The organism is Nocardia sp. NPDC058499, assembly GCF_042719915.1.
In the GTDB taxonomy this organism is placed as follows: Bacteria; Actinomycetota; Actinomycetes; order Mycobacteriales; family Mycobacteriaceae; genus Nocardia.
Genome location: NZ_JBHXMZ010000003.1, coordinates 515893 through 535089, shown reverse-complemented (window position 1 = coordinate 535089; position 19197 = coordinate 515893). Strand labels below are relative to the sequence as shown.

The 19197-nt window shown below is 66.9% G+C and carries 17 protein-coding genes, 1 tRNA gene and 1 other RNA gene; 12 read left to right on the top strand and 7 right to left on the bottom strand.

Annotated features, from left to right (window positions below; genetic code table 11):
* Window positions 1-9: 9 nt before the first annotated feature.
* The gene (locus ACFWPH_RS12660) at window positions 10-2394 is read right to left on the bottom strand and encodes an MMPL family transporter (RefSeq protein ID WP_378750336.1); all 2385 of its coding nucleotides are present in this window, start codon (window positions 2392-2394) and stop codon (window positions 10-12) included.
* A gap of 266 nt (window positions 2395-2660) precedes the next feature.
* Here ACFWPH_RS12660 and ACFWPH_RS12655 point away from each other — a divergent pair, with 266 nt between their 5' ends.
* From ACFWPH_RS12655 to tgt, 5 genes are all read left to right on the top strand, one after another.
* On the top strand, window positions 2661-3245 hold the full coding sequence (locus tag ACFWPH_RS12655) for a TetR/AcrR family transcriptional regulator (RefSeq protein WP_378750334.1): 585 nt from the start codon (window positions 2661-2663) through the stop codon (window positions 3243-3245).
* A 15-nt stretch (window positions 3246-3260) separates the two neighbouring features.
* On the top strand, window positions 3261-3803 hold the full coding sequence (locus ACFWPH_RS12650; RefSeq protein WP_378750332.1) for an RrF2 family transcriptional regulator: 543 nt from the start codon (window positions 3261-3263) through the stop codon (window positions 3801-3803).
* On the top strand, window positions 3797-5530 hold the full coding sequence (locus ACFWPH_RS12645) for an ABC transporter ATP-binding protein (protein ID WP_378750330.1): 1734 nt from the start codon (window positions 3797-3799) through the stop codon (window positions 5528-5530). Before ACFWPH_RS12650 ends, ACFWPH_RS12645 begins: the two co-directional genes overlap by 7 nt.
* The gene (locus tag ACFWPH_RS12640; RefSeq protein WP_378750328.1) at window positions 5527-7434 is read left to right on the top strand and encodes an ABC transporter ATP-binding protein; all 1908 of its coding nucleotides are present in this window, start codon (window positions 5527-5529) and stop codon (window positions 7432-7434) included. Before ACFWPH_RS12645 ends, ACFWPH_RS12640 begins: the two co-directional genes overlap by 4 nt.
* A gap of 93 nt (window positions 7435-7527) precedes the next feature.
* On the top strand, window positions 7528-8772 hold the full coding sequence (gene tgt / locus ACFWPH_RS12635) for a tRNA guanosine(34) transglycosylase Tgt (protein ID WP_378750326.1): 1245 nt from the start codon (window positions 7528-7530) through the stop codon (window positions 8770-8772).
* A 111-nt stretch (window positions 8773-8883) separates the two neighbouring features.
* On the opposite strand, the gene ACFWPH_RS12630 is transcribed toward tgt, so the two are convergent.
* Window positions 8884-9657: a queuosine precursor transporter gene (locus ACFWPH_RS12630; RefSeq protein WP_378750324.1), complete on the bottom strand. Its 774-nt coding sequence runs from the start codon at window positions 9655-9657 to the stop codon at window positions 8884-8886.
* Between the two features lie 37 nt (window positions 9658-9694).
* Between ACFWPH_RS12630 and ACFWPH_RS12625 the strand changes: the two genes are divergently transcribed.
* Window positions 9695-10249, top strand: a complete 555-nt coding sequence (locus ACFWPH_RS12625; RefSeq protein WP_378750322.1) for a DUF4190 domain-containing protein — start codon at window positions 9695-9697, stop codon at window positions 10247-10249.
* A 9-nt stretch (window positions 10250-10258) separates the two neighbouring features.
* On the opposite strand, the gene ACFWPH_RS12620 is transcribed toward ACFWPH_RS12625, so the two are convergent.
* Genes ACFWPH_RS12620 through ACFWPH_RS12610 form a run of 3 tightly spaced genes read right to left on the bottom strand, consistent with a single transcriptional unit; the run spans window position 10259 to window position 12474 of the window.
* Window positions 10259-10960 carry an RDD family protein gene (locus ACFWPH_RS12620; RefSeq protein ID WP_378750320.1) on the bottom strand — a complete coding sequence of 234 codons (702 nt, stop codon included), beginning with the start codon at window positions 10958-10960 and terminating at the stop codon, window positions 10259-10261.
* A 33-nt stretch (window positions 10961-10993) separates the two neighbouring features.
* Complete coding sequence (gene gluQRS / locus ACFWPH_RS12615) at window positions 10994-11944, bottom strand: tRNA glutamyl-Q(34) synthetase GluQRS (protein WP_378750318.1); 951 nt, start codon at window positions 11942-11944, stop codon at window positions 10994-10996.
* The gene (locus ACFWPH_RS12610; RefSeq protein ID WP_280414174.1) at window positions 11941-12474 is read right to left on the bottom strand and encodes a DUF309 domain-containing protein; all 534 of its coding nucleotides are present in this window, start codon (window positions 12472-12474) and stop codon (window positions 11941-11943) included. Before ACFWPH_RS12610 ends, gluQRS begins: the two co-directional genes overlap by 4 nt.
* Before the next feature lie 474 nt (window positions 12475-12948).
* On the opposite strand from ACFWPH_RS12610, the gene ACFWPH_RS12605 reads away from it, so the two are divergent.
* Together ACFWPH_RS12605 and ACFWPH_RS12600 are read left to right on the top strand one after the other, a co-directional pair.
* Window positions 12949-13146: a DUF397 domain-containing protein gene (locus ACFWPH_RS12605; protein ID WP_280414180.1), complete on the top strand. Its 198-nt coding sequence runs from the start codon at window positions 12949-12951 to the stop codon at window positions 13144-13146.
* A 115-nt stretch (window positions 13147-13261) separates the two neighbouring features.
* Complete coding sequence (locus ACFWPH_RS12600; protein WP_378750316.1) at window positions 13262-14764, top strand: wax ester/triacylglycerol synthase domain-containing protein; 1503 nt, start codon at window positions 13262-13264, stop codon at window positions 14762-14764.
* A 60-nt stretch (window positions 14765-14824) separates the two neighbouring features.
* Here the strand turns inward: ACFWPH_RS12600 and ACFWPH_RS12595 are convergent, their stop codons facing one another.
* A complete protein-coding gene (locus tag ACFWPH_RS12595; protein ID WP_378750314.1) occupies window positions 14825-15502 on the bottom strand; it encodes a hypothetical protein in 678 nt (225 codons plus the stop codon).
* Between the two features lie 216 nt (window positions 15503-15718).
* Here ACFWPH_RS12595 and ACFWPH_RS12590 point away from each other — a divergent pair.
* The 3 genes from ACFWPH_RS12590 to ACFWPH_RS12580 all read left to right on the top strand — a co-directional run bounded on the left by ACFWPH_RS12590 (window position 15719) and on the right by ACFWPH_RS12580 (window position 17498).
* A tRNA-Ser gene (locus tag ACFWPH_RS12590) sits at window positions 15719-15804 on the top strand.
* A gap of 129 nt (window positions 15805-15933) precedes the next feature.
* Window positions 15934-16028: signal recognition particle sRNA small type (gene ffs / locus ACFWPH_RS12585), an RNA gene on the top strand.
* 183 nt (window positions 16029-16211) lie between these two features.
* Complete coding sequence (locus ACFWPH_RS12580; protein WP_378750312.1) at window positions 16212-17498, top strand: aminotransferase class I/II-fold pyridoxal phosphate-dependent enzyme; 1287 nt, start codon at window positions 16212-16214, stop codon at window positions 17496-17498.
* Window positions 17499-17502: 4 nt separating this feature from the next.
* Here the strand turns inward: ACFWPH_RS12580 and ACFWPH_RS12575 are convergent, their stop codons facing one another.
* Window positions 17503-18309 carry a methyltransferase domain-containing protein gene (locus ACFWPH_RS12575; protein ID WP_378750310.1) on the bottom strand — a complete coding sequence of 269 codons (807 nt, stop codon included), beginning with the start codon at window positions 18307-18309 and terminating at the stop codon, window positions 17503-17505.
* A 255-nt stretch (window positions 18310-18564) separates the two neighbouring features.
* Between ACFWPH_RS12575 and ACFWPH_RS12570 the strand changes: the two genes are divergently transcribed.
* Window positions 18565-19137: an HhH-GPD-type base excision DNA repair protein gene (locus ACFWPH_RS12570; RefSeq protein ID WP_378750308.1), complete on the top strand. Its 573-nt coding sequence runs from the start codon at window positions 18565-18567 to the stop codon at window positions 19135-19137.
* Window positions 19138-19197: the final 60 nt, after the last annotated feature.

Genomic DNA, 19197 nt, shown 5'->3' with positions numbered 1-19197 from the left:
TCGCCTGGATCAGACCCCGGCGGGTTCCTCGACGGACTTCGTCTTGGCGCGTTCCTGTAGTTCGCGCAGCTTCGTCCCTTCGACGTCGATATCGGGCAGGATCCGGTCCAGCCAGGCCGGCATCCACCAGGCCCATTTGCCGAGCAGTACCAGCAGTGACGGGATCAGCACCATCCGCACCAGGAAGGCGTCGAAGAAAACGCCCGCTGCCAGTGCGAAGCCCATGGATTTGGAGGTGATATCGGGCGAGAGCATGAAACCGCCGAAGACCGAGATCATGATGACGGCCGCCGCGGCGACCACGCGGGCGCCGTGATGGTAGCCGTCGACCATCGCCTGTTTCGGTTCCTTGCCGTGCACGTATTCCTCGCGCATCCGGGTCACCAGGAACACCTGGTAGTCCATGGCCAGGCCGAACACCAGGCCGATCAGCACGATGGGTAGGAAGCTGATGATCGGATGGGTGTCGTCGACCAGGCCGAAGGCACCCTCCTGGAAGATCAGCACCGTGACACCGAAGGTCGCGGCCATCGAGAGCAGGAAGCCGAGCGCGGCGGTGAGCGGTACCAGGATCGACCGGAACACCAGTAGCAGCAGGATGAATGCCGCCACCGCGACGATGGCCATGTACGGGATGATGCTGTCGAGCAGCACGCTGTTGACATCGGCGTAGATGGCCGTCTGGCCGGTGATGCCGTATTCCATGCCGTACTGATCCTGCAGCGCGGCCTCGGCATCGCGGGCGTGTTCGACCAGATCCTGTGTTTCCGCACTGTTGGGCCCGGATTCGGGAACCACCTGGAACAGCGCGGCCTGCCCGTCCTGGCTCGGCTGCGCGACGCTGAGGTAATCCACGCCGTCATAGCCCGCCAGTTGATCGCGCAGTGCGGTCAGTGCGGCATCGCGCTGGTCGGCGGGGGTTTCGGAGAGATCGACCGCCACCACGAGCATGCCGTTCTTGCCTTCGCCGAAGCCCGCGGTCTGCAGTTCGTAGGCCTTCCGGACCGAGGAGTCCTCCGGCATGCTGTCGCCGCCGGGCAGGCCGAGGCTGAGCTGGGCCGCCGGGGCGGCCAGCGCGCCGAGGACGATCGCACTGATGATCAGCGTGAGCACCGGTACCCGGGCGATGAGCCGCGCGAAACGCATCCCGTTGGTGACCGAGGTGTCGTCTTCGGGATCGTGCTGGGCGATCAGCGGCAGTTTCGGTTTGAACAGTGATTTACCGAGCGCGCCGAGCAGGGCCGGCATCAGGGTGGTGGCCGCGAGTACGGCGAACCCGGCCGCTATGGCGCCGCCGATACCCATGGCGGTGAGGAAGCTGATACCGACCACAGACAGGCCGAGTAGCGCGACCACCACGGTGAGCCCGGCGAAGACAACGGCCGAACCGGCGGTGCCCACCGCGACACCCGCGGCTTCCTCCGGCGAATCCTGGACGACGAGTTCGTGTTTGTAGCGCGAGACGATGAACAGGGCGTAGTCGATGGACAGCGCCAGGCCGATCATCGACGCCAGGATCGGGGTGAAGGTCGGGACCTCGGTGAGCGAGGTTCCGGTCAGGATGAGTGCGCCCGCGCAGGCGACGCCGACGATTCCGGTGATGATCGGGACGAACGCGGCCACGATGGCGCCGAAGGCGATGATCATGACGATCAGCGCGACCCCGATACCGATCATCTCGGCCTGCCCCGTCTCGGGCTGGGTCTGCGCGATGGCGCCGCTCATCTCGACGGTGAGTCCGGCGTTGCGGCCCTCCTGGGCGATGGCCTCGGCGGTCTGCCGGTGTTCCTCGGTGATATCGGCGAAGGTCGGCATCGTGAACTTCACATCGATCACGGCGACCGTTTGCGGCCGGTCTTCGCTGAGCACGTTCAGCGGGGCGCCACCACACAGTGCCTTGAAGTCAGGTGAGCTCTGACCGTCGAGGCAGTTCGGTTCCGGCATGGGCGGGGCCCGGCCGGGTTCGAGGGTCGCCGCTGCCGCGGCCTGTTCCGCCGCGGCCTCCTGGCTGGCCGGCATCATCGCGGTCGCGGTGACCGGGTTGACGACCGGTTCGCTGTGGTCGACGATATCGAGTTCGTTCAGCCGCTGGACCAGCGCGTCCAGCGCTGCCATATTGGGTTCGTCGGTCAGCGTGCCGTTCGGTGCGGCGATGACATATTGACCGGTGACGGCGTCGATGCTGAACATCGAGGCCATCTGCGGCATATGTTCTTCGAGGATCGCCGTGGCCCGTTCCGAGGGCAGACCCGGCATCTCGAAGCTGTCCTGGAACGGTTTGGCCAGCGCACCTGCCGCCCCGCCGAGTAGGACCAGTATCAGCGCCCATATGGGCAGCACTATCCACTTCCGGCGGAAAGCGAACTTTCCCCATCTGTACAGGAATACGGACACGAGGGATTTCTCCTTGGCGAGGCCGAAACGGTTTGGTCGTATGTGCTTCTGCTGTGACGAACTGACGGCCGGCGTCGTTTTCGCGGACCGGATCGCGCGGGGGAGGCTTCGGCCTCGGGTCGCGTAATCGGTATGGATCCGCCTACACGGTGGACGCCTTTTATCTACCGTACGGTAGGTAGACTACCGGTAGGTTAAACGGAGGAACAAGCTCGACTTCCGGCGGCCTGCCGCGTGTGAGGGCCGGGAGAACGAGAGGATCGAGCATGGCGAATCGGCGTACCGGCGACCACGTTACCGCAGGTCGGGACACCAAGAAGGCGATCCTGGACGCCGCCGTGCGCCTGTTCGTGAACAAGGGTTTCGAACAGGCCAGCCTGCGGGAAGTAGCAGATGCGGTCGGAATCACAAAACCATCGCTCTACTATCACTATTCGTCCAAACTCGACCTTCTGGTCGCCGTCATCAATCCACTGCTGGACGAATTACGGGCATTGGCCGACGAGGTCGAAGCGATGCCGGCGCCCGACGCCGAGAGCCGCCGCGCGGTGTTGCGCAGTTATATCCGGGCCATGATCCGGAACCGGGATGCCGGGGAAATGATGGTCCGCAACGCGGTGGCCATCATCAACGCGGTGGCCGATCAGTACCCGGTGATCGTGGACGCCCACAAGGTCGTTCGCAACTGGCTGGCCGGCCCGGAGCCCACACCGGTACGGCTGCTGCGGGCCGGTGCGGCCTTGGAGGTGGTGACCGTCGCCCTGGTTTCGAACGAGATAGCACCGGACGCGGGGGATGATGTGGTGGAGTCGACGCTGCTGGACGCCGCGCTCGCAGCGCTGGCGGAGTGAAAGGTCAGGTTGGTCGTGCACATCACCGCGAGGGTGGACCATGCCGTGCGCACACTGCTCGAGATCACGGCAGCCGATCAGGCCGCGGCCGTGAAGGCGGAGGCCATCGCGGCCGGCCAGCAGATCGCGCCCAAAGTGTTGGAGAGCGTCCTCGCCGAGCTGCGCCGGGCGGGACTGGTGACGAGCCGGCGCGGGCCCGACGGCGGCTATCGGCTGGCCCGCCCGGCGCACGCCATCTCGATCGCCGATGTGATCCGGGCGATCGAGGGACCCCTCGCGTCGGTACGCGGGCTGCGTCCCGAGGAGGTGCGGTATCCGAGGGCGGCCGAACCGCTGCAGCAGGTGTGGATCGCGTTGCGGGTGAATATCCGGGCCGTCCTGGAGAACGTGACGCTGGCCGATATCGCCGGCGGCGCGCTACCGGATTTCGTGGCGGCCCTCACCGCCGACCCCGGCGCCTGGGCCCGCCGCGAACCCGGCGATCCGGCCCCGCCGGACCCGCCGGAAATTGCCGGGCGATCCGCAAAACCAGACGGTAGCGTTCGGTCATCATGCTGATCAGACTGCTCCGCGACTTCCTCGTCCCGTACCGGAAACAGCTGGCCGGGATCGTGGTACTGCAGCTGATCTCGGTGATCGCCATGCTGTACCTGCCCAGCCTGAACGCCGACCTGATCGACGAGGGCATCACCAAGGGCGATATCGGCTATATCTGGACCGCGGGCCTGCGGATGCTGGCCGTTTCGGGAGTCCAGATCGTCGCCTCGGCCTCCTCGGTTCTTCTCGCCGCGCAGGCCGCGATGGGTGCGGGGCGCGATCTGCGCGCCGCGCTGCTGCACCGGGTGAACACCTTCTCGGCCCGTGAGGTGGGAATGTTCGGTGCGCCGTCGCTGATCACCCGCAACACCAACGATGTGCAGCAGGTGCAGTTGCTCGTCGTCATGGCCTCGACGGTGGCGGTGATGGCGCCGATCATGTGCATCGGCGGCGTCGTGATGGCGCTGCGCGAGGATCTGGGCCTGTCCTGGTTGCTGCTGATCGCGGTGCCCGCGCTGGCGCTGAGCATGGGTTTGATCATCGCCCGGATGGTGCCCGCGTTCCGCCTGATGCAGACCCGGCTCGACGAGGTCAACCGGGTGCTGCGCGAGCAGATCACCGGTATCCGGGTGGTGCGCGCGTTCGTCCGCGAACGGCTCGAGGTCTGGCGTTTCGAGGTGGCCAATACCGAACTCACCGATATCTCGGTGCGGGTCGGGCGGTTGATGGCGCTGATGTTCCCGACGGTCATGCTGATCAGCAATGTCACCTCGGTTGCCGTGATCTGGTTCGGCGGAAAGGCGATCGACGCCGGCGAGATGCAGATCGGATCGCTGACGGCGCTGCTGTCCTACATCATGCAGATCCTGATGGCGGTCATGATGGCTTCGTTCCTGGCCATGATGGCGCCGCGCGCCGCGGTCTCGGCGGACCGGATCTCCGAGGTATTGAACACCGAATCGTCGGTGCGCTCACCCGAGCACCCGCAGCCCTTCCAGGGCGACCCCGCCCAGGTGCAGGTCCGCGACGCCGGGTTCAGTTACCCGGGCGCCGAACAGCCGGTGCTGCGCGCCATCGACTTCCGGGTGGAACCCGGGCAGACCACCGCCGTCGTCGGATCGACCGGCGCGGGTAAAACCACCCTGTTGAACCTGATTCCGCGGCTCATGGACGCCACCGAAGGCGCCGTCCTGCTCGGCGGCACCGACGTCCGCGACCTCGACCTGAACGAGCTGCGGACCCGGATCGCGCTGGTACCGCAGAAGGGTTACCTGTTCTCCGGCACCGTGGCGAGCAATCTGCGCTACGGCGATCCGGAGGCAAGCGACGAGGAACTGTGGCGCTGCCTGGAGATCGCCCAGGCCGCCGATTTCGTCCGGGCCATGCCGCAGGGCCTGGACACACCGGTGGCGCAGGGCGGCACCACGGTCTCTGGCGGGCAGCGGCAGCGGCTGGCCATCGCCCGCGCCCTCGTGCGCCGGCCGCGGGTTTACCTGTTCGACGATTCCTTCTCCGCACTCGACGTCGCCACCGACGCGCGGCTGCGGGCGGCCCTGCGGCCGGAAACGGCGAACGCCGCGGTGATCATCGTCGCCCAGCGGATCGCCACCATCCGCGACGCCGACCAGATCGTGGTACTCGAGGACGGCGCCATGGTCGGTCTCGGCACCCACGATCAGCTGGTCCGCGACTGCGCCGAATACCGGGAGATCGTGGAATCCCAGCTGAGTGTGGAGGAAGCGCGATGAGACCGGGTACGCCGGGCGCCCCCGATGCGAAACCGAAATCGTTCAAACCCTCGCTGAAACGGCTGGTGGGCAGGCTCGCACCGGAACGCATGCTGGTGGCGGTCATCGTCGCGCTCGGCGTCGTCTCCGTGGTGCTCAATATTGCGGGCCCCTACCTGCTGGGCAAGGCCACCAACCTGATCTTCGACGGTGTGGTCGGCCGGCAGCTGCCCGCGGGGCTGAGCAAGGAAGAAGCCATCGCCGGCCTGCGGGCGCAGGGCCAGGACACCTTCGCCGACATGCTGTCGGGGATGGCGGTCGTACCGGGTGCCGGAATCGACTTCGACGCCGTCGGCCGGGTACTGACCCTGGTGCTGGTGTTGTATCTGGGCGCCGCACTTTTCGGCTGGTTGCAGGCCTATCTGCTCAACAACCTGATCAACCGCATCATCAAACGGTTGCGCGCCGATGTGGAGGACAAGATCCACCGGCTGCCGCTGAGCTACTTCGATTCCGCACCCCGCGGCGATGTGCTCAGCCGGGTCACCAACGATGTCGACAACATTTCGCAGAGCCTGCAGCAGACGATGAGCCAGCTGCTGATCTCGCTGCTCACCGTGCTCGGCATTCTCGGGATGATGTTCTGGATTTCATGGCTGCTCGCGCTCATCGCCCTGCTGACGGTGCCCGCGGTGATCATCGTGACGGCGCAGATCGCCAAACGGTCCAAACCGCATTTCGTGGACCAGTGGAAGTACACCGGACTCGTGAACGCCCAGGTGGAGGAGGCCTACACCGGGCACGAGGTGGTCACCGCGTTCGGTCGCAGCAAGCAGGTCGGCGCGGAGTTCGACGAGCGCAACGAGCATCTGTACCAGTCCAGCTTCAAGGCACAGTTCATCTCCGGGCTGATCATGCCGTCGTCGATGTTCCTGGGGAACCTGAACTATGTGCTGGTCGCCCTCATCGGCGGTCTGCGGGTCGCCTCCGGCCAGCTGTCGCTGGGGGAGGTGCAGGCGTTCATCCAGTACTCACGCCAGTTCAGCCAGCCGCTCACTCAGATCGGGGCCATGGCGAACCTGCTGCAGTCGGGCGTGGCCTCGGCGGAGCGGATCTTCGAAATCCTGGACGCCGAGGAACAGAGCCCGGACCCGGTTCGGGAACCCGCCGCGCCACCCGAGCGCGGTCGCGTGGAATTCGCCGACGTCTCGTTCCGGTACGAACCGCAGACTCCGGTGATCGACGACCTTTCACTGGTGGCCGAACCGGGACACGTGGTGGCCATCGTCGGACCCACGGGCGCCGGGAAGACCACGCTGGTCAATCTGCTGCTGCGGTTCTACGAACTGGATTCCGGCGTGATCAGCATCGACGGGGTCGATATCACCGATATCGGCCGCGACAGGCTGCGTTCCCGGATCGGCATGGTGCTGCAGGACACCTGGCTGTTCAAGGGCACCATCAAGGAGAACATCGCCTACGGCGATCCGGACGCGAGCGAGGCCGATATCCTCGACGCCGCCCGTGCCGCCTACGTGGATCGCTTCGTGCATTCGCTGCCCGCCGGGTACGACACCGTGATCGACGAAGAGGGCACCGGGGTCAGCGCGGGCGAGAAACAGCTGATCACCATCGCCCGCGCGTTCCTCGCCAAACCCACGATCCTGGTACTGGACGAGGCCACCAGTTCCGTGGACACCCGCACCGAACTACTGGTGCAGCAGGCCACCGCGGAACTGCGCCGTGATCGCACCAGTTTCGTCATCGCCCACCGGCTCTCCACCATCCGCGACGCCGACCTGATCGTGGTGATGGAGGACGGTCATATCGTCGAACAGGGCACCCACGAGGAACTGCTGGCGCGGCAGGCCGCGTACTACCGCCTCTACAACTCGCAGTTCGCGGCGGCTGCGGTCGAAGCTTGATCCCGGGCCTGGACCGAGTCAGGCCCGGGTGGCGAAGGAAACCACGGAGGCCCTCGCTCAGGACCGGTGAACGCTGCCTGCGAGGATATCGGCGTGTCCGACAGCGCCGGCTTCTCCTTCAGTATCGGTACCCGCCTCGACGGCCGGCACGGCCGGACGGGAGTTATCCAGACCCCGCACGGTGCCGTCGCCACGCCCGCCTTCATCCCGGTGGGGACCAAGGCGACGGTGAAGGCCGTGCTGCCCGAGGCGATGAGCGACCTCGGGGCGCAGGCCCTGCTCGCCAACGCCTATCACCTGTATCTGCAGCCCGGCCCGGATATCGTCGACGAGGCCGGTGGGCTGGCGGCGTTCATGAACTGGCCCGGCCCCACCTTCACCGACAGCGGCGGATTCCAGGTGATGTCGCTGGGCGTCGGGTTCAAAAAGGTGCTGGCGATGGAAACCGTCGACGTACAGAACGACGATGTGATCGCCAAGGGCAAGGAACGGCTGGCCACCGTGGACGACGAGGGAGTCACCTTCCGGTCGCATCTGAACGGGTCGAAACACCGGTTCACGCCGGAAGTGTCCATGGGGATCCAGCATCAGCTGGGCGCCGACATCATGTTCGCCTTCGACGAACTCACCACCCTGATGAACACCCGCGGCTACCAGGAGAAATCGGTACAGCGCACCCATCAGTGGGCGCAGCGCTGTATCGATGAACACGAACGGCTGACCGCCGCCCGCACCCACCGGCCCTATCAGGCGCTGTTCGCGGTGGTGCAGGGTGCTCAGTACGAGGACCTGCGGCGTAAGGCTTCTCGCGATCTCGCCGAGATCCGCGGCGCCGCGGGCACCGAATTCGACGGCTACGGTATCGGCGGCGCGCTGGAGAAACACAATCTCGGCACCATCGTCGGCTGGTGCTGTGACGAGCTGCCCGAGGACAAACCGCGTCATATGCTGGGAATCAGCGAACCGGAGGATATGTTCGCCGCGATCGAGGCAGGCGCGGACACCTTCGACTGTGTGAACCCCTCCCGAGTGGGACGCAACGGCGGAATCTATGTGGACGCCGGCCGCTTCAACATCGATACTCTGCGGTTCAAACGGGATTTCACCCCGATCGACGACACCTGCGACTGCTACACCTGCGCGCACTACACCCGCGCCTATATCCACCACCTGTTCAAGGCCAAGGAGATGCTGGCTTCGACGCTGTGCACGATTCACAACGAGCGGTTCACGATTCGGCTGGTCGACCGCATCCGGGCCAGTATCGATGGTGGGTATTTCGATGAGTTCCGGGCGGAGACGATGGGGCGCTGGCAGGGGCGGATCACGGCGCCTTGATCTGCGCTCGATCCGGTTGCTGTCCCGGCGAACCCTCCTGTTCCCTGCTCCGCTTCGCCTGCTCCGTCAGTCCAGTCCAGGGCGGGCCCGCCCTGGACTGGACTATCCGGGTCAGGAGCGCAGAGGGGTGGTCTCGCGAGGGGCGTAGGTGGGTTCGTGTTTCTTGAGTAGACCGATGACCTGGTAGGTCACCGGGAGCATCAGGACCTCGACCAGGGTTTTCCACAGGAAACCGATGATCACGTAGTTGACGAACTGACTCCAGCTGTCGATCCCGATCGCGGTGGCCGCGATGGAACAGAAGATCAGAGTGTCGGCGAGTTCACCCACCACCGTCGACCCGATCAGGCGGGCCCACAGGTATTTCTCGCGGGTGCGTTCCTTGATCAGTACCAGGGTCGCGGAGTTGAGCAGCTGGCCCACGACATAGCCCGCGAGCCCGGCCGCCACCAGCTGCGGGGTGGTGCCGATAACGCTGCGGAACGCCTCCTGGTTCTCGTAGAACACCGCCGGCGGCAAATGGATCGCGACGGCGAAGCACACCACCATGACGAGCAGGGCGGTGAAACCGTAGAACACGGCGTGCCGGGTGGCCCGGAAACCGTAGACCTCGCTCAGCACATCACCGAGAACGTAGGCCAGGGGGAACAGGAAGAAGGCGGCGTCGGTGGTGATGGGCAGGACCTCGAGGGGGCCCAGGCTCAGCGAACTACCGGAGAAGAACTGCACGCCCTTGGTCGCGCAGATATTGGAGATGAGCAGTGTGGCGGTGAAGAATACGACGATCGGCGTGTAGTACCCCCGCGCCACCTGGGCGAATGCCACGTGAACGGGCGCGGGGTGTCCAGACTTGCCGGGTAACGGGGGTTTGTTGGAGTCTTCCACCCGGCTATCCAATCAAACTCTCGAATAGGGTGTAGACATGACGAACCCCGGCAACTCCGACGAATGGTGGAAGCAGTACGGGGGGTCGGGCGTATCGTCGGATCCCGCGAACGCACAACCGTCCGCGGGCGAACCGTCCAGTTACCCGTCGTATCCCTCGTCGCCGGCGCCCGCTCCCATGCCGCCGCCCGCCTCCCCGACGTACGGTGTGCCGCCCACGCCGGCCCCGCAGGCCAACCCCTACCCGGCGATGCCCGCCTACCCTGCGAACCCGTCGTATCCGGCGAACCCGTCGTATCCCGGCACGCCCCCGGGGCCGGGATATCCGATGGGCTATCAGCCCTACGGTTATCCGGCGGCCCAGGGCGGCACCAACGGGCTGGCGATCGCCTCGCTGATCGCCTCGCTGGTGGGTATCGGCTGCGGTATCGGGGCCATCGCCGGAATCATCATGGGCGTGATCGCGCTCGGCCAGATCCGGGAAAACGGTCAGCAGGGGCGCGGTATGGCGCTGGGCGGGATCTGGGTCGGTGTCGCCTGGATCGTGCTGTGGGTGCTGTACGTCGTGTTGATTTTCGCCGCGTCTGCGTAGCCGCTCCGCTCAGGCCTCCAGGACCTGGGTTCCGCCCGCGAGTTTGTCGTGCCAGCCCTGTTTGTTGGGGTCCTTGTCCATGGTGGCGGCCATGTAGATCATCAGCGCGAGCCCGGCCACCCAGCCGAGGCACGGGATGATCGATACGGCCAGGTAGACATTGCGTTTCAGGGACGCCAGCGGCGGTACGGTGGGTGCGCCGTTGGGGGCCACGACCTTCAGGCCGATGATCCTTTTGCCCAGTGTCGCGCCGGTCCGGCTCTCCATCAGCACGAAGTACAGCAGGATGGCGGCGAAGACGATCGCATAGCTGACCGACATACCGGACAGACCACTCATATTCGGCATGATGACGAAATTCAGCAGGATCGCCAGCGGGAGCCCGACGATCAGGTTGTCGATCAGCCGGGCGGTGAATCGAGGCCACACCTTGCTCGGTACACCGAAGGCGGGATCGAACTGACCGTATCGGTGGCCGCCGTACTGCGGTTGCGGGTGCACGGTCTGCTGATACAGCGGCCGCTCATTCGGCGGCGGGGGCGGGGGCTGCTGTCCGTAGGGCTGTGGAGGCGGCGGCTGCTGCCCGGCCGGGCCCGGCGGCGGTGCGTACGGGCCGGGAGCGCCGTACTGCCGCGGCTGCCCGTACGGCTGCCCGGCCTGGGGATGGTTGCTGGGGTCGTACCCGCCACTGGTCATTTCGCCTGCCTGCACTCGAAAATCATCAAGACCCGGTCGCAGGCCAGATTACGGACCGCCGGCCGCGCACACCAAGCTGTCGGGGTCCAGTATCCACGGCGTTCGGGGCAGTCGGCCGGGATCGAATCCGGTGAGCAGTTCGTCCGCGCTGCCGCCCGACAAGCCCAGTGAGGCAGCCAACATCGCGACCACCGCGCGCGTCGAGTCGCCGCGGTGGCGCCGATCGGCGAGGGTGACCGCGCCGTCACGTTTGGCCAGCCGCTGTCCGGTCGTGTTCAGCACCAGCGGGACGTGCGCGTACTCGGGCACCGGTAGGCCGAGCAGGGTGGCGAGATAGGCCTGCCGCGGAGTGGAGGGCAGCAGATCGTCACCGCGCACCACCTGGTCGATACCGTGTTCGGCGTCGTCGACCACGACCGTCAGGTTGTATGCGGGGATCCCGTCGCCGCGACGGAGCACCAGATCGTCCACCGGCCCGCGGTACTTTCCGTGCAGGCGATCGGTGATCTCGAAATCGCGGCGGGCCGCCCGCAACCGGAGCGCGGCCGGGCGGCCGGCGGCGCGACGGGCGTCGCGTTCGGCCGGGGTGAGATCGCGGCAGGTGCCCGGGTAGGCGCCCTGGGGGCCGTGCGGGGCAGTGGCGGCCTGCTGGATCTCTTTCCTGGTGCAGAAGCATTCGTAGGTCAGGCCCGCTTCGGTGAGCCGGCCGACGGCCGCGTCGTAGCGCCCCAGTCGATCCGATTGGTGCAGTACCGGGCCGTCCCAGTCGATGCCGAGGGCGGCGAGATCACCGAGCTGGCGTTCTTCGGCGCCCGGCCGTACCCGGTCCAGGTCGTCGACGCGGAGTACGAAGCGACGGCCGGTGCTGCGGGCGAACAGCCACGCCAGCAGGGCGGTGCGCAGGTTGCCGAGATGCAGATCCCCCGAGGGGCTCGGGGCGTACCGGCCGGCGCCGGCGGTGGGCGTACTGGGCGCGGGGTCGGTGGGCATCGCTGTCATGGTAGGTCGCCGGTGAGCCGGGGCATGAGCCCGGCGCGTTCGGCGAGCGCGGTGGGTGTGCCCGGTCGCGCCGGGATCTGTTCGTCCAGTTCGGCCAGCAGCGCTTCGGCATGGGCGATGAGCCCCGGTCCGTCGAGACCGTAGGGGAGTGCCCCGGCGGGATGGCCGGCGGCGGCGGGGTCGAATGCCCGGATACGCTCGATCGCGCGGTTCAGCAGTGTCCGGGCGCCCTTGGGGTTGCCGCGCTGGATATGGGTCAATCCGACCGCGTACTGCGCGAGGCCCTGCCACAGCATGCGCTCGGCGGCCGGGCCGTTCTTCCAGACCGATTCCAGGACCTCATGGGCGTTGAAGGCCAGACCCTGGTCCAGGAGTTGCTGTGCGTAGGCGAGTGCCTCGCCGGGCGGCAGGTCCAGATCGTCGGGGATGCGCGGAACTCCGGGCGAACCCGGTGGTAGTGGACGTCCCAGCCGGTCGCGCGGCCGGGCGTTGGTGGCGCGTCCCTGATCGTCGCGATCGCGTTCGGGCATGCGGCCATCATTGCGCTCCATGCGCGCGGAGTGTGCGCCAGGGGGATTGACGTAGGATGAATAAGCGATCACGTAACAATCACATCGGCCGTTTCCCGATCATTCGTCCAGACCATTTCAGATATTTTCGAGCAAAGTCATCCTTATAAGTCCGCAATTGCATGGCAATGGCGCATCTTAGCGGAATTGACAAGACTATTGGCTCCGTTGGCAAGATATGGGCAAATTAGCCATGGAGGTGCTAGTCTTCCGGATGCGGGGCCGCTCACAAGGGGTTTGAGTCACCGCGTCAGGTGTGTTCGCGGACAGTGCGAGTCCGATAGACCGAACCCGGCAAACCGGAAATTTGCTCGCTATCTGCGCGTGCATCGGAAGTATTCGGTGTCACCACCGGATACCAGCTAGTTCGAGAACTATGCAGGAATCAATATCGTTATCGACGCAGCGAAGGAGTGCAGTGCCGTGAAGGTGGATATGACGGGTGCTGTGTGGCGGAAAAGCTCATACAGTGGCCCGGACGGGAACTGCGTGGAGGTGGCATTTCTCGTAGACGGCAACGTGGCGGTCCGCGATACCAAGGATCGTGGCAACGGGCCGGTGCTGGCCTTCGCGCCCGGCGAATGGGCCGAGTTCCTGTCCGGCGTGTCGGCGGGAGATCGCCGCGGCGCCTGAGGTTATCCCGATATCAGGCAGTACGGCCCCGGGTCCGGTCGGCCCGGGGCCTTTGCCTGTCTGCAACCGTTGCCTGGCCGCGATAGGGGGCGCGGTGGCGTCTAGGGTCGGGCCGGTGATCTCGCTGGCAGCTCCCGACGCCACCATGTACTGGCTGTCCCGGCGTACCCGCAACGACCAGTTCCTGCTCTACTGCTTCGCGGAGTCCACCCGCACGGACAGCGCATTACACGCCGAGATCCTGCAACGGTGCGCCGCCGTTCCGGAACTACGGCTGCGATTACACGACGATCCCACGGGCCTGGCCTATCCGATGTGGATACCCGCCGAGCCCACCGCGGCGCACATCCGACAGCACCGGCTCCCCACGCGCCATTGGCCGGAACTACTCGCCGCCCTCGGGCGACTGACCGGCACCGGTGTCGACGCGCAGGTTGCTCCCTGGCGACTGCACATGTTCCGCGGTATCCGCGACAGTCCGGTATCCGACCCGCAGGTGACAGTGGTCGTGCTTCAGATATCGCACGCACTGGTCGACGGTCGCGGTGCTTCGCGGATCGCCCGCGGCCTCTTCGCCGGCCTCACGCCACCGGAGCCCGCGCCCGCGGCATCCGGGAGCAAGCCGGTGCCGGAGACCGGTCGCCCACGGCCTACCGGAGGCGGGCCCGAGTATCCCGCCGGTGACGCAATTCCGGAGTCCGCCTCCCCGGGCGACAACGAACCCGCGGCGGTGCCCTGCGCCGATCGGGTGCCCACGCTCCATGGCGCGAAGCTGTCGGCGATTTCAGCGGTCTGTCTCGCTCCGTTGCGGGCCGCCGTGACGTTGCCGGTAGGTGTCGCCCGGACGGTCCGGCGCGGCATAACCGCCGCGCGGGCGCGGAACGAACTCGCGGCCCTCACCGCTGCCGGCCGGGTTCCGCCGCCGGGCCCCGGATATCCGCCCGGGCCGCTGAACAGGCCCACCGAGGTGGCCGGGCATACGGTGCGGATGCTGGTGTGCCCGGCGGAGGCCTTCCGTGTGCCCGGATTCAGCGTCACGGTGGTCGGTCTGACGGCGGTATCGATCGCACTCGAGCGGTATCTGCTGGGGCGGGGCGAGCAGGTCACGCGGCTGGGAGCGCAGGTGCCGATGGCCCTGCCGCCGCGCCGCGGGGTCCGGAACAACTATCGCGGCCTCGGTGTCGACCTCGCCGCCGGTGAACCCGACCTACGGCGCCGGGCCGCGGCCATCGCGGCGGAACTGGCCGCTCGCCGCGAACGCGCCCGGCATCCGCTACACGATGCGCAGGACGCCGTCGATGCGGTGTTACCGCCGCTGCTGTTGCGCCGCGACGTGCGCGATTATCCGATCGACAGCACGCCCGAGCAGATCACCGGGCATACCGTGGTGTCCAGCGTGAACCGGGGACCGGCCGATCTGACCTTCGGTGGCGCGCCGGTGCGGTTCACCGGTGGATTCCCGGCGCTCGGTTCGGTGATGCATCTCACCCATGGGATCCACGGGCTGAGCGAAACGGTCACGCTGTCGGTGCACGCCGACCCGGGGGTTGTGGATCCGGACACTTATGCCGGCCATCTACGGGATGCCGTGCGTGAACTGCCTCGACTGCGGGACTGACGAGTGACCGCCGCCCGGCGCGGCCCTCGTGGTAGCGCGCATGCCGGCCTGATGGGCCGGTCAGTTCGGGTCGATACCCAGTTCTTCGCGGGTGGCGACGATGAGGTCGCGCTCGGCGACGCGTACCTCGCCCAGCATCTGGGTCTTGTGGTCCCGCGCCGCGCGGATCTCCTCCGGCGGGGCGTCCTGCAGCTTCTTACGCTGCAGGGTGAGGGCCGACAGCAGGACGTCGGAGAGCGTATCGGCCAGCCGGCGCCACTGTTTGTAGTGCGTATCCGAACCGACCAGCCGCAGCACATTGGCCCGGTCGGAGCCGGCTTCCAGGTTATGGATCAGATCACCGATCAGTTCGTCGGTCCAGTCCTCGTCGCGGCGCAGTGCTTGACAGATACGGCTGGACATACCCAGCGAATCGGCCACCGCGCCGGCGACAGCGTCCCGGCGCCAGTGTTCGCTCGCCTGGACCAGGGCCACGGCATGGGCGGATTCCACCTGGGAGTGGGCCGCGTCGAGCTGTAGCCGGGTGGAATCGGCCTGCTGCGCGGCGCTGGCGGTCTGATGCTGGGCCGCGATGGACAGGGTCCGCTGAGCCCGCTCGTCGGCGGCGGCGATCGCATCCCGGCTCGTCCGATTGTTGACCAGTACGGCGATCACAGCCGCACCACCGAGCGCGAGCGAACCGAGCAGCGGCAGCCACGACTGCCACCAGGCCGGGGAACTCTGAACGATCTCGATCACCTGGGGATCCACGGCGCCCATAATGGCACCGTCGCCGCGGTCGGGCGCGACGGCCGTCACAATTGGGTGCTCAGCGGGGCTCGGGCATTGGATATCTTGCAGGGTAAGGTGATTCATGCTATATCGGCCGGGTGGTCGTGGTGGCGGACCGTGCGTGGCGGCCGGAATGAGCGGGCGTTTTCACGATGCGCCGGGGTGGCAGGTATGCTGCTCGGCGGAGGATTCGCCTAGTGGCCTATGGCGCTCGCCTGGAACGCGGGTTGGGTTAACAGCCCTCGCGGGTTCGAATCCCGCATCCTCCGCAGCCGGCCCCGTCCGTGGAGTATTCCACCGGCGGGGCCGTTTTCTGTTCCGGTCCGGGTCGCCTTCCTGCCCCGTTCCGGCGATGAGGCCCCCGCTGCGCGGTGTCGGCGGATGCGGCTACACTGGCCCACGGATCCCGCGCGGCGCGCATCCTGTGAACTCCCCCAGGGCCGGAAGGCAGCAAGGGTCAACGGGCTCTGCCGGGTGCGCGGGGTCCCCTTAATCCGGACCGTGCTCATCGGATATCCGGACGAGAGCCCGCCGCGGTGATGTTCCCCGATCGGCACCGAGAATCCCAACACCTCCCAGCCGTCGTGGACGTCCGGGTAACGTGGCCCGGGGCGCCCGGCACCACCGGCGCCCGTAAGTGCATTCACCCACCAGGTCGTTGGAAAGGCTGTCCAGGATGCCCCGGCAAACCCAGATCGGTTTGATGAGTCCCGAGGAACTCGCCGCCGAGCACGAACTCCAGTCCGCGAACTACGCGACACTGCAGGCCGCTGCGCTCACCCTCGATCTGACCCGGGGAAAGCCTTCGCCGGAACAACTCGCCCTCTCCTCCGCGATGCTGTCGCTGCCCGGCGACGGCGATTTCCGCGACGGCACCGGCACCGACTGCCGCAACTACGGTGGTCTGCACGGGCTTCCGGAGCTACGCGCCATCTTCGGTGAACTGCTCGGTATCGGCGTCGACAACCTGATCGCCGGTAACAACGCCAGCCTCGAGCTGATGCATGACACCATCGTCTACGCCACCCTGCACGGCCTACCCGATTCGCCGCGCCGGTGGGCCGACGAGCCCGTGGTGAAGTTCCTGTGCCCCAGCCCCGGCTACGACCGCCATTTCGCGATCACCGAATCGCTGGGCTTCGAGATGATCACGGTGCCGATGGGCCCCAACGGGCCCGATACCCGGATGATCGCCGAACTGCTGGCCGCCGATCCGCAGATCAAGGGTTTGTGGGCGGTTCCCAACTACTCCAACCCGACCGGCGCGGTGTTCTCCGAAGAGGTCGTGCGGGAACTGGTTTCGCTGCCGGCCGCGGCGCCGGATTTCCGGTTGTTCTGGGACAACGCCTATGCCGTGCACCCGCTCACCGATACCGCCGCGCCGGTGGCCGATGTGCTCGGGCTCGCAGCGGTGGCAGGAAACCCGCACCGTCCCTTCGTTTTCGCCTCCACCTCGAAGATCACCTTCGCCGGTTCGGGGGTGAGCTTCCTCGGCGCCTCGACCGAGAACCTGAACTGGTATCTGGGGCACGCGTCGAAGAAGAGCATCGGCCCGGACAAGATCAACCAGCTGCGGCATCTGCGTTTCTTCAGCGATGCCGCCGGCGTGCGGGCCCATATGCAGAAGCACCGCGCCATCCTGGAACCGAAGTTCGCGCTGGTGCTGCGGATCCTCGAGGACCGCCTCGGCCCGTCCAAGGTGGCCTCCTGGACCGAACCCAAGGGCGGTTATTTCGTCAGCCTCGATGTGCTCGAGGGCACCGCGGCGCGGGTCATCGAACTGGCGAAGGACGCCGGTATCGCATTGACCGCGGCCGGGTCGGCCTTCCCGTACAAGAAGGATCCGGAGGACAAGAACATCCGGATCGCGCCCAGTTTCCCGGCGCTGCCGGAGCTGGAGCAGGCCATGGACGGATTGGCGACCTGCGTGCTGCTGGCAGCGACCGAGAAACTGCAGAAGTAGGGAATCAGGCCGGTTTGCGGGCGTGCACGGCGAACATCGTCACCGAGAGGTGGATATCGCCGCTCGCGGCGCCCGCGGCCAGGTCCGCGAGCAGCTGTTCACGTTCGGCCTCGGTGATCACCCGGCGCGTTACCGCCATGGCGGAAACCCTGCTGACCAGCGCGCCGGCTCCCACCGTCCGCTCCTGGACCAGCGCATGCGACCCGGTGCTTTCGGCCTCCAGGCCCGCGCCGGCGAGCAGGCCCGGCAACCGGCGGCCTGAATAGGGATTGGTGGTCGCCGAGATCAGGGTGTCCACGACCTCACGCACCACCCGGGTGTTACCGGGATGCACGATCGCCGAACCCCAGTCGGCATCCATCACCACGGCCCGGCCACCCGGCCGCAGAACACGCGCGATCTCGCGGGCGGCGCGCGCGGGTGCCGTGAGGTGCTGGAACACGCGCTCGCACAGTACGGCGTCGAAGGTTCCGGGACCGAAGGGCACACCGTAGGCATCGCCGGAGTGGAAGGTCGCGGTGGAATGTGCGGCGGCTGCCCGCCGCTCGGCAGCGGCCAGCAGGTTGGGATCGGGCTCCACCCCGGCGGCGACACCGGTGGGGCCGACCGCCGCCGCGAAGGTGATCACCTCGGAGCCGGTGCCGGAGCCGATATCGACGGCTTTTTCACCCGGCTGCAGCGCGAGCGCCTCGTGCGCCCAGTCGCGCAACCGGTCGAGTCCGGGGAGCGCCGCCTGTAGGTCGCGGATATCGACCAGCTGATCCTGGCCGGCGGCGTCGAATCGGTCGGGGCGTAACCCGAAACTGTCCATGGGTCCGTGTCCATCCAGTGTGTTGGGTGGGTGTATCGCCGTGTGTGGCATGTGGTGAGCCTAACTCGGGAGCGTGGGATGATCGCTGGTAGTACACAGCGTGAGGGAGTCAGGCCCGGAGGCGGTAGCGAAGCGTAACCACGCAGGGCCCCGCCCTCATGCTCGACAAGCGCAGCGTGCGTGGGTCAGGCCGGAGGCGGCCGTAACCGGTAGGGCCCCGACCATGCTCAACAGCCGCAGTGAGGAGAGCAGGCCATGGTCAAGTTGTGTCTCGCGCAGGAACCCGAGGCGGACCAACTGTTGTCGGAGAGTCCGCCGGCGCTGCTGATCGGGATGCTTCTCGACCAGCAGTACCCGCTCGAACACGCTTTCCGCGGTCCGAAGAAGATCGCCGACCGGATGGGCGGGCTGGATATCCACGCGATCGCGGCGGCGGATCAGGCCGAGTTCGAGGAGATGGCGGCGACCCCACCCGCCATTCACCGCTACGGCCGGTCCATGGCGCGGCGGATCCAGGATTTGGCGCGATATGTGATCGAACACTACGACGGCGATGTGACGGCGATCTGGACCGCCGGAAACCCGGACGGCAAAGAGGTACTGCGGCGGTTGAAGGCGCTGCCGGGCTACGGCGACCAGAAGGCCCGGATCTTTCTCGCCCTGCTGGGCAAACAGCTCGATATCCGGCCGACCGGCTGGGAGGCGGCGGCCGGTGACTACGCCGAGCCGGGATCGCGCCGATCGGCGGCCGATATCGTCGACGGGGAGACCCTGCTCGAGGTCCGCGCCTTCAAGAAACAGATGAAGGCCGCGGCAAAACAGAAATAATCCCCCCGGGGTGGGGCCCGCCCGGTTCTGGAGCGACGGAGCGGGGGAGCGAAGCGGAGG

Excerpts from the sequence above, each read along its gene's own strand:
- ACFWPH_RS12655 (WP_378750334.1), top strand. The coding sequence starts at position 2,661 with ATGGCGAATCGGCGTACCGGCGACCACGTTACCGCAGGTCGGGACACC.
- ACFWPH_RS12645 (WP_378750330.1), top strand. The coding sequence starts at position 3,797 with ATGCTGATCAGACTGCTCCGCGACTTCCTCGTCCCGTACCGGAAACAG.
- ACFWPH_RS12640 (WP_378750328.1), top strand. The coding sequence starts at position 5,527 with ATGAGACCGGGTACGCCGGGCGCCCCCGATGCGAAACCGAAATCGTTC.
- ACFWPH_RS12625 (WP_378750322.1), top strand. The coding sequence starts at position 9,695 with ATGACGAACCCCGGCAACTCCGACGAATGGTGGAAGCAGTACGGGGGG.
- gluQRS (WP_378750318.1), bottom strand. The coding sequence starts at position 11,944 with ATGACAGCGATGCCCACCGACCCCGCGCCCAGTACGCCCACCGCCGGC.
- ACFWPH_RS12610 (WP_280414174.1), bottom strand. The coding sequence starts at position 12,474 with ATGCCCGAACGCGATCGCGACGATCAGGGACGCGCCACCAACGCCCGG.
- ACFWPH_RS12605 (WP_280414180.1), top strand. The coding sequence starts at position 12,949 with ATGACGGGTGCTGTGTGGCGGAAAAGCTCATACAGTGGCCCGGACGGG.
- ACFWPH_RS12580 (WP_378750312.1), top strand. The coding sequence starts at position 16,212 with ATGCCCCGGCAAACCCAGATCGGTTTGATGAGTCCCGAGGAACTCGCC.
- ACFWPH_RS12575 (WP_378750310.1), bottom strand. The coding sequence starts at position 18,309 with ATGGACAGTTTCGGGTTACGCCCCGACCGATTCGACGCCGCCGGCCAG.
- ACFWPH_RS12570 (WP_378750308.1), top strand. The coding sequence starts at position 18,565 with ATGGTCAAGTTGTGTCTCGCGCAGGAACCCGAGGCGGACCAACTGTTG.